The organism is [Anoxybacillus] calidus, from assembly GCF_013760845.1.
Classification (GTDB): domain Bacteria; phylum Bacillota; class Bacilli; order Bacillales; family Anoxybacillaceae; genus Paranoxybacillus; species Paranoxybacillus calidus.
Genome location: NZ_JACDUU010000001.1, coordinates 519,426 through 531,633 on the forward strand (window position 1 = coordinate 519,426; position 12,208 = coordinate 531,633).

The 12,208-nt window shown below is 39.7% G+C and carries 12 protein-coding genes; 11 read left to right on the plus strand and 1 reads right to left on the minus strand.

Annotated features, from left to right (window positions below):
• Window positions 1-28: 28 nt before the first annotated feature.
• A complete protein-coding gene (locus HNQ85_RS02860; RefSeq protein WP_181536003.1) occupies window positions 29-997 on the minus strand; it encodes an ABC transporter substrate-binding protein in 969 nt (322 codons plus the stop codon).
• Window positions 998-1,198: 201 nt separating this feature from the next.
• Here HNQ85_RS02860 and HNQ85_RS02865 point away from each other — a divergent pair, with 201 nt between their 5' ends.
• The 11 genes from HNQ85_RS02865 (at window position 1,199) to HNQ85_RS02915 (ending at window position 12,167) form a co-directional block, all read left to right on the plus strand.
• Complete coding sequence (locus HNQ85_RS02865; protein ID WP_181536005.1) at window positions 1,199-2,200, plus strand: FecCD family ABC transporter permease; 1,002 nt, start codon at window positions 1,199-1,201, stop codon at window positions 2,198-2,200.
• Complete coding sequence (locus HNQ85_RS02870; RefSeq protein ID WP_181536007.1) at window positions 2,197-3,249, plus strand: FecCD family ABC transporter permease; 1,053 nt, start codon at window positions 2,197-2,199, stop codon at window positions 3,247-3,249. The genes HNQ85_RS02865 and HNQ85_RS02870 overlap by 4 nt, the downstream gene beginning before the upstream one ends.
• A 14-nt stretch (window positions 3,250-3,263) precedes the next feature.
• On the plus strand, window positions 3,264-4,079 hold the full coding sequence (locus HNQ85_RS02875; RefSeq protein WP_181536009.1) for an ABC transporter ATP-binding protein: 816 nt from the start codon (window positions 3,264-3,266) through the stop codon (window positions 4,077-4,079).
• Window positions 4,079-4,825, plus strand: a complete 747-nt coding sequence (locus HNQ85_RS02880) for an IucA/IucC family C-terminal-domain containing protein (protein WP_181536011.1) — start codon at window positions 4,079-4,081, stop codon at window positions 4,823-4,825. Before HNQ85_RS02875 ends, HNQ85_RS02880 begins: the two co-directional genes overlap by 1 nt.
• A gap of 210 nt (window positions 4,826-5,035) precedes the next feature.
• Window positions 5,036-5,353 carry a metal-sensing transcriptional repressor gene (locus HNQ85_RS02885; protein ID WP_181536013.1) on the plus strand — a complete coding sequence of 106 codons (318 nt, stop codon included), beginning with the start codon at window positions 5,036-5,038 and terminating at the stop codon, window positions 5,351-5,353.
• Window positions 5,354-5,367: 14 nt separating this feature from the next.
• Window positions 5,368-7,764 carry a heavy metal translocating P-type ATPase gene (locus HNQ85_RS02890; RefSeq protein WP_181536015.1) on the plus strand — a complete coding sequence of 799 codons (2,397 nt, stop codon included), beginning with the start codon at window positions 5,368-5,370 and terminating at the stop codon, window positions 7,762-7,764.
• Between the two features lie 33 nt (window positions 7,765-7,797).
• Window positions 7,798-8,004 (plus strand): copper chaperone CopZ, encoded by a 207-nt coding sequence (copZ, locus tag HNQ85_RS02895; RefSeq protein WP_181536017.1) that lies wholly within the window; start codon window positions 7,798-7,800, stop codon window positions 8,002-8,004.
• Window positions 8,005-8,209: 205 nt separating this feature from the next.
• Window positions 8,210-10,240 carry an EAL domain-containing protein gene (locus tag HNQ85_RS02900; RefSeq protein WP_181536019.1) on the plus strand — a complete coding sequence of 677 codons (2,031 nt, stop codon included), beginning with the start codon at window positions 8,210-8,212 and terminating at the stop codon, window positions 10,238-10,240.
• A 310-nt stretch (window positions 10,241-10,550) separates the two neighbouring features.
• Window positions 10,551-10,856, plus strand: coding sequence for a DUF5634 family protein (locus tag HNQ85_RS02905; protein WP_181536021.1), 306 nt, complete (start codon window positions 10,551-10,553; stop codon window positions 10,854-10,856).
• 326 nt (window positions 10,857-11,182) lie between these two features.
• Window positions 11,183-11,677 (plus strand): GNAT family N-acetyltransferase, encoded by a 495-nt coding sequence (locus HNQ85_RS02910; protein WP_181536023.1) that lies wholly within the window; start codon window positions 11,183-11,185, stop codon window positions 11,675-11,677.
• A complete protein-coding gene (locus HNQ85_RS02915) occupies window positions 11,655-12,167 on the plus strand; it encodes a GNAT family N-acetyltransferase (protein ID WP_181536025.1) in 513 nt (170 codons plus the stop codon). The genes HNQ85_RS02910 and HNQ85_RS02915 overlap by 23 nt, the downstream gene beginning before the upstream one ends.
• Window positions 12,168-12,208 lie beyond the last annotated feature (41 nt).

A 12,208-nucleotide genomic window follows, 5' to 3' on the forward strand; every position in this document is an offset into this window, starting at 1 on the left:
AAAACGGAGAATGACCTTTTATATTATATTAGTTTTCTAAGAAATATTTTTCGATATCGTCTAACATTAAATGGGCTGCTAGTACACCGCCAGCTGTGTTCCAAATCGCATCGTTCACTTTATATACTTTTCCTTGTTTTGCGACGTTTAAGTTTTTAAAGAGCGGATCATTAATCCATTCTTTTTCTAATTTTGTTGCCTCACCGTTTCCTTCTTCATATGTGAAGTAGAAGAGAATATCACCATCCATTGCTGGAATGCGTTCTTTTGTAACCCCTCTTTCCGCAAAGTCATTAACGTTTTGTGACTCAGGGCGAGCAAATCCTAATTGGTCTAAAATGACACCAGAGAATGTATCTTTATGGTAAATACGAACGTCACCCGCCATAAACCGTACAATCGATACTTTCATTTTCAGTTTGTCGCCTAATTTTGCTTTTAAATCTTCAACGCGTTTGTCATATTCGGCAAGGACTTCTTTTCCTTTTTCTTCTTTATTTACTGCTTTTGCATATAACATGAAGTTTTCTTTCCAGTCACCTCTTAGTGTTTCGGCAAATACAGTAGGAGCAATGGCTTTAAGTTGTTCATAAATTTTTTCGTGACGCATTTTGTTTCCGATGATTAAATCAGGTTTTAATGCAGCGATGGCTTCTACATTCGGCTCACCTTCTGTACCAAGCTCTTTTACGCCATCCATTTTGTCTTTAATATGATCATACCAAGGGTTTCCAGTCCAAGATTTAACCGCACCAACCGGTTTAACACCCAAAGCTAGTAAAGCTTCAGTACCTTCATTTGTTAAAATGACGACACGTTTTGGAGTGCCTTTGATTTCGGTTGTTCCCATGGCATGTTCAACGGTATAACTTGTTGCTTCTTCTGTTTTTTCTTTTTTTGGTTCAGCTTCTTCTTTTGCGCCACCGCAACCAGCGAGTACGAAAAGAAGAGCTAATATAATTGTTGTGAAAAAAGTGAATCTTGAGGACTTCAACATTATGTATTCCCTCCGTTTTATGATAATGATTTTCATTCACAAGTAAAATAATAATGGGATTGATAATCATTGTCAATAAAATAATGAAAAATAATGAGAATGATTTCCAAAGTTATTGACATTGATAGTCATTATCAAATAGACTTATATTGTAGAGATTGTCGAAACGGTTGACTTTGTGATGAAGGAGCTAGACAAGAGATGTTGGTGACAAATAAGAAACGAATCGTTGGATTATTATTGCTGACGATATTACTATTGATAAGCATGTGGATGAGTATCATTTACGGATATACGGATACGAACTGGAGAACAGCGATTGAAGCTTTGACTAATAATAATGGTTCTAACCAACATATTATTATTGAAACGGTTCGTTTACCGAGAGCCTTCATTGCAGCCACAGTTGGGGCTAGTTTGGCGATGGCTGGAGCATTGATGCAGGCATTGACAAAAAATCCACTAGCTTCTCCGGGGATTTTTGGCATTAATGCGGGAGCAGGATTTTTTATTGTATTAGTTGTGACCTTTTTTCAAGTGAGCTCGCTGCAAGTTTTTACATGGCTCGCTTTCTTCGGAGCGACGTTAGCAGCAGCCATTGTTTTCATCATTAGTTCGGTCGGAAGGGAAGGAATGACACCGCTTAAATTAACATTAGCCGGTACAGCGGTGGCGGCTCTTTTCTCCTCATTAACACAAGGCTTGTTAGTTGCCAACGAGAAAGCTTTAGAAGAAGTGTTGTTTTGGCTGGCAGGGTCCGTGTCAGGGAGAAAATTAGAAATGCTCGTTTCTGTTCTTCCTTATTTACTTATTGCTTGGATTGGAACAATGGTCTTGGCGCAAAAAGTCAATATATTGACGATGGGAGACGACGTCGCAAAAGGATTAGGGCAACGTACGCAACTTGTTAAATTAGGAGTTGCGATACTAGTCATATTATTAGCAGGTAGCTCCGTAGCTGTTGCTGGGCCAATTGGTTTTATCGGCATTATTGTTCCACATCTTGCGCGCGCGTTAGTTGGTGTTGATCATCGTTGGGTGTTACCGTATTGTGCATTGATTGGCGGAGTTTTATTAATTGCTGCTGATATTACGGCACGGTATATTCTTATGCCACAAGAAATACCTGTTGGTATTATGACAGCCTTTATTGGTGTCCCATTCTTCATTTATATTGCCCGTAGGGGGATTTTGACAAAATGAGAAAGTACATATCAGTCCGAGTAGGAGATTATTTATCATTTTTAGTCGATAAAAAAGCGATGTTTACTAGTTTACTATTATTTATAGCTAGTGTAGTTGTATTTATTATTAGCGTAGGAAGCGGTGAAATGTATATTTCACCGATGAATGTCGTCAAAGCGTTAATGGGCAACGGCTCAGAGATGGACGAAGTCGTTATTCACACTTTTCGTTTACCACGTATTATTACGGCGCTTCTCGTTGGGATGTGTTTAGCGGTTGCGGGAGCGATTTTACAAGGGATGATTCGCAATCCGCTCGCTTCACCGGATGTGCTTGGTATTACGGGGGGCGCAGCGGTGGCGGTTGTTACGTTCTTTGCTTTATTTAGCGATCAAAATAATTCGTTAACGATTAGCATTCATTGGTTACCACTAGGTGCTTTTTTAGGAGCGACGATCGCTGCTTTACTTGTGTATATATTAGCGTGGAAAAATGGGATTGCACCTATGCGTCTTGTTTTAATTGGAATTGGTGTGTCGGCGTTCATGCAAGCGTGTACGACTTTGTTGATGTTACTCGGTCCGATTTATCGTGCTAGCCAAGCGAATGTTTGGATTACGGGAAGTGTGTATGGAGCTTCATGGAAACAAGTAGCACTATTGGCTCCTTGGGCGATGATTCTATTAATCATTAGCTTTATATCCGCTCGGAAAATGAACATTCAAGAATTAGGGGATGAAATTGCGATGGGAGCGGGTGTATCTTTACAAAAGCAGCGCGTGTTCCTTTTGTTATTAAGCACCGCGTTAACAGGAGGGGCAGTCGCCTTTGCTGGTGGCATTGGGTTTGTTGGTTTAATGGCACCGCATATGGCGCGAAGACTCGTCGGTTCTTCTTTCGGTGCCTTGTTGCCTGTTGCTGCACTTTTAGGAGCGATTTTAGTGATGCTTGCTGATTTAGTAGGACGCATGCTGTTTGCTCCGCTTGAAATTCCAGCGGGTGTATTCACCGCTTCGATTGGTGCTCCTTATTTTATTTATTTATTGTATAAAAGTCGAAACTCATAGAGAGGTGCATGAATATGAATGCGTTGCAAACAAAATCCCTTACGTTATCTTACGGAAATACGATTATTATCGATGAGCTTAATCTAAACATTCCAAAAGGTGAAATTACGGTATTGATTGGTGGAAACGGTTGCGGAAAATCAACGTTGTTGCGGTCGCTTGCTCGGCTATTAAAGCCGACAAGCGGGGCGGTGTTGCTCGAAGGTGAAGCAATTGCGACCTTGCCAACGAAAGAAGTAGCGAAAAAGCTTGCGATTTTGCCGCAATCGCCAACGGCACCAGAAGGATTGACCGTATTGCAGCTTGTCAAACAAGGGCGATATCCGTATCAAACATGGCTTAAACAATGGTCGGAAGAAGATGAGAGAAAAGTTCAATTTGCTCTTGAAGTAACGGGTATGAAAGAATTCGCGGAACGCCCGCTTGATTCGCTTTCCGGAGGACAGCGTCAGCGCGCTTGGATTGCTATGACTCTAGCCCAAGATACCGATATCATTTTGCTTGACGAACCAACAACGTATTTAGATATGACGCACCAGATTGAAATTCTTGACTTGTTGTTTGAGTTAAATGAAAAAGAAAAACGGACAATTATTATGGTTCTACATGACTTAAACCTTGCTTGTCGCTATGCTCACCATATCGTGGCGATTCGCGATAAGAAAATATATGCGCAAGGAAAGCCGGAAGAGATTATTACGTGTCAATTAGTCAAAGACGTATTTCAAATGGACTGTCAAGTGACGTACGATCCGCTTTTTGGCACTCCGTTATGTATTCCTTATGGAAAAGGGAGATGTATTTTACAACAAAAGGAAGGCGTATCGTAATGATGTTTTCCGAAAGTGAAATCGCTCAATTAAAGAAGTTTCGTCTCTCTACGGAAGCGACTTATTCACAGCTGTCTATCCGCCTTGATCAACTGTTGTGTGAAGACCGTTTAACAGCCTATTTAGAAACATTAAAGGAAAAGATTCACGCACCTAATAAGGCGGTTGCTGCTTCGATGTTCATGAAAAGATACAGCTTTTTGCTCGTCATGTCTCTTTATGCGATGTCTGTTTGGAATAAGGGAATCCACTTTGATTTCAAGAAAATTTGGATGGAAAGCGAAGACGAAAAGGAAGTTTGGATGCCAACATTTCGCTTTGAAAAATTAGAATATACTCAAGCTGATAACGACCGTCAAAATTGGCGCAAACAGTTGATTGTTGACCTTTTTGCCAATCATACGGATTTATTGATTGAAATGCTTGCGGACGTGTCGAAGTTGTCGAAGCTGATTCTTTGGGAAAATGTTGCTATTTATATATTTTGGATTTATGAATCGTTAATGGAAGATGAGAAATTTGTTGCGATGCGCGACCAGTTATTTGCTGATTTTCACTTTATCGTTCAAGAAGCGGAAGGGAATTTGTTTGGCGCTTATCATAAAAATCCGCTATCCCGCTTTTGGAAGGAAAAAACGTTTTCGACAGAGCAACAGAAAGAAATTCGGGTACGGACTACTTGTTGTTTATTTTATCAAACAACAAAAGATGGAACGCGCTGTCAAACTTGTCCTTGTCGAGTGTGAATAGGATCAAGCGAAGAGGCTGACCTAAAAGCAAGTGTTCAGACCGCACAACCATAATATATAGGACATACTATATATTGTGAGTTACGTGTGAGGTCAGACGCATGGGTCGGTCCTTTTTTATATGTATAGCTAGACATACTTCAAAAAGATAAAATGGTTGCATCATATACCTTACAGGGGTATAGTATAATTAAAGAGGTGAAGGAAATGTTAGATGAAACTTTTTATACGGAAACAAAAAAGCTCTCTCATCCTCGCAGCGAAAAGGAAAAAGCTCAATTATTGAACCGATTAAAGAGGATTGAGGGACAAGTCCGCGGAATTCAAAAGATGATTGAAGATGATCGTTATTGTGTGGATATCCTTGTTCAACTTTCTGCGATTAATGCTGCTTTAAAAAAAGTCGGGCTTCATTTATTAGAACGGCATACACAGCACTGTGTCCGTGATGCGATTAAAGCTGGAAACGGAGAAGAAGCGATTGAGGAGTTAATGAAGGTATTTGAGCAATTCTCCAAATCATAATTGGAGGCGATAACATGAGCGAACAAAAACAAATGCGCCTGGATATTACAGGTATGACATGTGCAGCGTGCTCAGCGCGAATTGAAAAAGCGCTGAACAAAATGGACGGTGTTGAGGCAACCGTTAACTTGACGATGGAAAAAGCAACGATTCAATATGATGACCATAAAGTAGATCCAAAACAAATCATTGAAAAAATCGAAAAGCTCGGCTATGGAGTTAGAACTGAAAAAATAGAACTTGACATATACGGCATGACATGTGCAGCATGTTCTGCCCGTATTGAGAAAGGACTTAATAAGCTGAAGGGCGTCACAAAAGCAACCGTTAATCTCGCAACCGAATCTGGGACAATTGAATATCAGCCAGGGGTAGTCAACTTGGAAGACATTTTAGAAAAAGTGAAAAAACTTGGTTATGAGGCAAAGGTAAAAGAAGGGCGAGAAAGCAAAGAGACTCATAAAAGTGAGGAAATACAAGCTAAAAAGCTCAAACTATATATATCGATTGCGCTGTCATTGCCGTTGCTTTATACGATGGTTGCTCATTCTCCATGGGATTTAGGTTTGCCGATGCCGCACATCTTCATGAATCCATGGTTTCAATTTATTTTGGCGACACTGGTGCAATTTTATATTGGCTGGCCATTTTATGTTGGTGCTTATAAGTCGTTACGAAACAAGAGTGCCAACATGGATGTATTAGTGGCACTCGGTACTTCAGCAGCGTATTTTTACAGCTTTCTTGAAAGTATTCGCACATTGATTCATCCAAATTACACGCCACATTTATACTACGAAACAAGCGCAATTTTAATTACATTAATTTTACTTGGTAAATTGTTTGAGGCATTAGCAAAGGGACGTACAACCGCAGCGATTTCTAAACTGTTAAGTTTGCAGGCGAAGGAAGCACTGGTGATTCGCAATGGTAGGGAGATAAAAGTCCCGATTGAGCAAGTTGTTGTGGGTGATAAAATTATTGTGAAGCCAGGGGAAAAGATTCCGGTCGATGGAGTTGTCCTAGATGGACAGTCTTCGGTTGACGAATCGATGTTAACAGGGGAATCCGTGCCTGTTGATAAAATGCCCGGAGATACGGTGATTGGAGCGACCATCAACAAAAATGGCACATTGACGATGAAAGCAACAAAAGTAGGAAAAGATACAGCACTGGCGAACATTATTCGCGTAGTGGAAGAAGCGCAAGGCTCGAAAGCGCCGATTCAGCGAATGGCTGATATGATCTCCAGCTACTTTGTTCAAATTGTTGTCGCGATTGCATCATTCACCTTTATCATTTGGTTTCTTTTTGTCACTCCTGGAGATTTACCGACTGCCTTGGAGACAGCGATTGCTGTACTTGTCATTGCCTGTCCATGCGCATTAGGATTGGCGACGCCCACATCGATTATGGTCGGCACGGGAAAAGGAGCGGAAAACGGCATTTTGTTTAAAGGTGGAGAGCATTTAGAAATTGCTCATAAAATCAATGCGATTGTCTTGGATAAAACAGGAACAATTACAACAGGAAAGCCTGTTGTCACTGATTTTGTAGCGAAAGATGCCCGAACGCTTGCTTACCTTTATGCTGCTGAGAAATTATCGGAGCATCCGCTTGCCGAAGCGATGGTTTCCTTCGCAAAAGAGAAGAAAGTCGCGTTATACGAAGCTAAACAGTTTAAAGCAATACCGGGGCATGGTATTATCGCAAAAGTCAACGATGAAACCGTTGTTGTTGGAACACGAAAATTGATGCGCGAATATGGAATTGTTTATACTGAATTGGAAGAGGAATTGACAAAGTTTGAGCAGCAAGGAAAAACAGCAATGCTGATTGCGATTGCGGGCAAAATTGCCGGGATTGTTGCTGTTGCCGATATGGTGAAAGAAACCGCAAAAAAAGCGATTGAACAAATAAAAAATCTAGGAATTGAAGTGTATATGTTAACTGGTGATAACGAACGCACGGCAAAAGCAATCGCTCAACAAGTAGGAATTGAGCATGTCTTTGCTGAAGTATTGCCGGAAGAAAAAGCGGATTATGTCAAACAATTGCAGAAGAAAGGTAAAGTGGTGGCGATGGTAGGCGATGGCATTAACGATGCTCCGGCACTTGCGACCGCGGATGTTGGAATTGCCATCGGTACAGGAACAGATGTCGCGATTGAAACAGCGGATATTACGCTGATGGGTGGCGAATTAACGCTTATTGCCAAAGCGATTGAATTAAGCCGCATCACGATGAAAAACATTCGCCAAAACTTATTCTGGGCGTTGATTTACAACTCTGCCGGCATTCCCATTGCCGCAGCAGGGCTGTTAGCACCTTGGATTGCCGGGGCGGCGATGGCGTTCAGTTCTGTTTCAGTAGTTGCCAACTCCCTTCGTTTGAAGCGAGTGAAATTATAAACAAAACTAAACTAAGAAGAGAGGTTGTTCGACATGGAAAAAGTAACATTAAACGTATCAGGAATGAGTTGTGGCCATTGTGAGAAAGCAGTGAAAGGTGCACTTATGGAACTTGCTGGCGTTACAAATGTCGTTGTCCATTTATCAACTGGAAAAGTGGATGTAGAATTTGAACCGTCAAAAGTAAGCATTGATCAATTAAAAGAGGCGATTGAAGAGCAAGGATATGATGTAGCCTAATTTTTGTAGGGGTAAAATCAGCAGCATACATGGTTTTACCCCTTTTCTTTTAGGAAAAATTACGACAATTTTTATTAAATTTGTTGATTTTTGTATGTATTTTAGTGAAAATGAAATTGATAGCCTGAACTATTTTGTTAGAGTGCGAAGCTTTAAAAGATAGAATGCTGACAAGAGAAAATGACTTGGAGAGGTATTAGCTTGTATGACAGATAAATTCTCTGCTTTTTTCCATTACTTTGCTGATGCGATGGTTATTTTCGACTCGTACGGAAATGTCGTAAACGTAAACCCAGCATTTGAAGCATTGTTCGGCTGGACGGAAGCCGATATGAAAGAAATTGGCTTAGCGTGTATCGATTCATGCGATTGGGAAAGAGCTAAACAAGTGTTTGAGCAGGCCAAGCGCGGAGAAATACTACGTAATATTGAATTTAAGGCCAAAAAAACAAACGGCCAATACGTTCCCATCAGCGCTACTTTATCGCCAATTTTTAATGAGAAACACGAAGTGACATATATTACAAGTGTTTTTCGCGATATTACAAAACAAAAGGAAATGGAGTCTGCCCTGCAAGACAGCGAGCGGCGCTTTCGTCTTATAGCAGAACATTCTTCTGATTACATACTCATATTATCGAATGAAGGGAATTTGACATATGTATCTCCTTCCTATAAACATGCTATTGATAACCTAGTTGAAACAAATTCTAATGAAGGTTTGTTTCTACATATTTATCCAGATGATATTCCTATGCTAAAGGAAAAATTGCAAAAATTATATACAGATTGTGAGCCGCAGGCAGTGGAATTTCGCAGGAAGTCTAAAAACGGGAACTGGATTTGGCTTGAAGCCCAAGGCACTCCGATTGTAAATGAAAAAAAACAAATTGATTACGTAGTGATAGCTGCTAAAAACATAAGCGAACGAAAAAGATACGAGGAAAAGCTTCGCCAGCTTGCCTATTTTGACTCGCTGACAGGCATACCTAATCGCTCCTATTTTGAAAAACATGTGAAAGAACTGGTCGAGCAAAATTGTACGTTTGCCCTTTGTTTTTTAGACTTTGACAAATTTAAATGGATTAATGACCATTTTTCTCATCAAGCTGGCGACTATTTTCTAAAAGAAGCAGTCAAGCGTGTCCAAGGAGTGCTTCGTCCTAGTGATTTTTTCGCCCGCTTAGGTGGAGATGAATTTGTTTTATTGCTGCCAAATGTGACGAAGGACGAAGCAACCGTGATGGCGGAAAAATTGATTCAAGCATTTCATCAGCCATTTTATTATGAAAAGCAGATGATTCAATCGACTCTTTCGATTGGGATTGCCTTTTATCCAACGGACAGCGCGAACATTGATACATTGATGAAGTATGCAGATAAGGCGCTTTATCAAGTGAAGGAACGCGGGAAAAATGGCTATCATTTTTATAGTCCACAGCAAAAACGCAACGCCATTATTGAACAAGATTTGCCTTTTGCGATTATGAAGGAGCAATTTTATTTATGTTATCAGCCGAAAATTGAACTTGACAGCGGAGCGGCGATGGGTGTCGAGACATTAATTCGTTGGAGACATCCGACATTAGGAGAAATCAGTCCGCTGGAGTTCATTCCATTGGCAGAAGAGAGTGGATTTATCTTTGAAATTACGTTATGGGTGTTAGAGCAGGCGTGCAGACAAGTGAAGGAATGGCAACGTCATTTTACGGACCTGCGCTTAGCGGTAAATCTTTCTCCGTATTTGTTAAACCGAAAAGAGTTAGTTGGTCATGTGATGGATATATTAAAATGTACACAATTTACGCCTGCCCATTTGATTCTTGAAGTGACGGAAAGCGGCTTAATGGAAAATATCGAAACAGGAAAAAATATTTTAACTGAACTAAAAAATATCGGCATACAAGTAGCCATTGATGATTTTGGAACCGGGTTCTCTTCATTGGCCTATATTCGTAACTTACCGGTATCTCTTTTAAAGATTGACCGATCTTTTATTAAAGATATTGCCGGCAACTCGAAAGATGCAACGATTGTGGACACGATTATTCATTTAGCGAAAAGTTTAGATATAAAAGTGTTGGCTGAAGGAGTGGAAAATAATGAGCAGGTATCGCTTCTTCAGCAAATGGATTGCGATTTTGCCCAAGGGTTTTATTTCAGCAAATCGCTTGAAGCGGAAAAATTAAAAAAATGGCTGGAAGAACATAACGCAGCGGCTTCACCTCATTCATGACACCTTCGATGTTGAAGGTGTTCTTTTTTCTGTCAAATTCTCAAATGTTGAAAATATGAAGACGGAAGAAGTGATGGAAGATTTTATGGCAAGGAAAGTTATTTTATTATAACTAATGATGGGAAGAACCTTCGACAAATAGGTATTTCGAAAGCGGAAAGGTAATGACCTAAACATTCATTAAGACTGAAGATGCTTCTTTTGTCACTATTTTAGAAATTGAAACGTGGGAGAGCGGGTATTACAATGCAATTTCAAGGAAAACTATAGGTGTTCGTCAATTGATTTTAGTTGTGAAGGGAGCGTATTGATGGATTTTGTTAAAAGAGAAGTTATCATGAATGAGTTGATTGAAACGTTAGAACCGATGATGGAAACATATGATCTTGATCAAATCGGCATTTTTGAGGAAGAAGGAGAAAATGATTTGTATTATATGGGATATACCCTTAATAAGGGGGAAGAAATGATTGTTCTTCATATGCCATTTGTAAAAAACGCTCGCGGCGAACTTGCTTTGCAAAAGCAAGAATGGACGATACGCATGGATGGTAATGAACAAAAAGGTTATCATTCCCTTGAAGAAGCAATGAATCAAATAAACGTCATTCATTAAGGGGCTGACTCTAAAATGTCTGATCTCGTGCGCAGAAACACACATTATGTAGGTCTAATACTCCTTAGGTCAGCCCTTTTGAGGAAGAAGATGAATATATCATAGCTAATGTATCAAAATACATGAAAAGGTTTCACCACCCACTCAGTAAATAGTGGGTGGTTTTATTCATCTTTTTAAAAATCGAAGAAAAGTATATAATGATATAATTTTCTGTGAGAAATATTGTTATTTTATGAACTAGAAATATATAATAAATTATCGAAATATTAGTAATTATACATAAAAAAGATTAAGAGCTAGATTTTAGGTAGAGAGGGAAAATTTTGATACAAAAAATAGAGATTTTATCTGATCAATGGGCAAAAAGGGTTTTGGATCTTCAGTTGCTTTCTTATACAATCGAAGCAAAATTAATCGGCTTTGACGAAATTCCTCCATTAAAAGATACGATTCAAACAATACAGCAGTCAGGTGAAACATTTTACAGTTATTTTGTTAATGATATGTTGGTAGGGGGTATTTCGTACGAACGTGAAAACCAAACACTTCATATTTGTCGAATGTTCGTTCACCCAGATTATTTCCGACGAGGGATTGCTAGTTTATTAATTAACTTTGTAAGTGATTTAGAAGACGATGCAGTAGAGAGGACGGTGACAACTGCTACAAAAAATACACCTGCCATCCACTTATATAAACGTCATAGTTTTAAGGAAATAAAAGAGATAGAAGTTGCTAAAGGGGTATATATTACAAAGCTGATGAAGCAACATCTACTCAGGGAGGGGAAACAAAATGGAGATTCGAAAGCTAAATAGCAGTGATGTAGAAGATTATGTCCGCCTTCGTATAGAAGCATTGCGTCAAAACCCGGAAGCATTTGCGACTACTTATGAAGAAACGGTTTCAATCGGACATGGGGCACTAGTACAAAAAACAATGGAACAGCTTGATTCGCAAGAAAGCTTCACAATCGGTGCTTTTGTTGAAGAGAAGCTAGTAGGAGTTGTCGCCTTTATACGTGAACAAAAAACGAAAATGCGCCATAAAGGAAGCGTCTTTGCGATGTATGTGACTCCTTCCCATCGCGGTAAAGGAATTGGCAAACGCCTTTTGGAAGAATTAATCGAACGTGCGAAAAAATTAAACGGATTGGAACAGCTTCATTTAACCGTTGTCGCTAAGAACGAGGCGGCTGTGCAATTATACCGTTCTTTGGGTTTTGAAGTATATGGAAATGAGCGTAAGTCAATGAAATACGAAGGACAGTACTGGGACGAATGGTTGATGGTGCGGTTTTTAACTTAAAAAAGTACCGATTGGTAACATTTTAGAATGGGATTTGGAGG

What these genes read in the sequence shown, in the direction of transcription:
- HNQ85_RS02860 (WP_181536003.1), bottom strand. Translation starts at nt 997, where the DNA reads ATGTTGAAGTCCTCAAGATTCACTTTTTTCACAACAATTATATTAGCT.
- HNQ85_RS02865 (WP_181536005.1), top strand. Translation starts at nt 1,199, where the DNA reads ATGTTGGTGACAAATAAGAAACGAATCGTTGGATTATTATTGCTGACG.
- HNQ85_RS02870 (WP_181536007.1), top strand. Translation starts at nt 2,197, where the DNA reads ATGAGAAAGTACATATCAGTCCGAGTAGGAGATTATTTATCATTTTTA.
- HNQ85_RS02875 (WP_181536009.1), top strand. Translation starts at nt 3,264, where the DNA reads ATGAATGCGTTGCAAACAAAATCCCTTACGTTATCTTACGGAAATACG.
- HNQ85_RS02880 (WP_181536011.1), top strand. Translation starts at nt 4,079, where the DNA reads ATGATGTTTTCCGAAAGTGAAATCGCTCAATTAAAGAAGTTTCGTCTC.
- HNQ85_RS02885 (WP_181536013.1), top strand. Translation starts at nt 5,036, where the DNA reads ATGTTAGATGAAACTTTTTATACGGAAACAAAAAAGCTCTCTCATCCT.
- HNQ85_RS02890 (WP_181536015.1), top strand. Translation starts at nt 5,368, where the DNA reads ATGAGCGAACAAAAACAAATGCGCCTGGATATTACAGGTATGACATGT.
- copZ (WP_181536017.1), top strand. Translation starts at nt 7,798, where the DNA reads ATGGAAAAAGTAACATTAAACGTATCAGGAATGAGTTGTGGCCATTGT.
- HNQ85_RS02900 (WP_181536019.1), top strand. Translation starts at nt 8,210, where the DNA reads ATGACAGATAAATTCTCTGCTTTTTTCCATTACTTTGCTGATGCGATG.
- HNQ85_RS02905 (WP_181536021.1), top strand. Translation starts at nt 10,551, where the DNA reads ATGGATTTTGTTAAAAGAGAAGTTATCATGAATGAGTTGATTGAAACG.
- HNQ85_RS02915 (WP_181536025.1), top strand. Translation starts at nt 11,655, where the DNA reads ATGGAGATTCGAAAGCTAAATAGCAGTGATGTAGAAGATTATGTCCGC.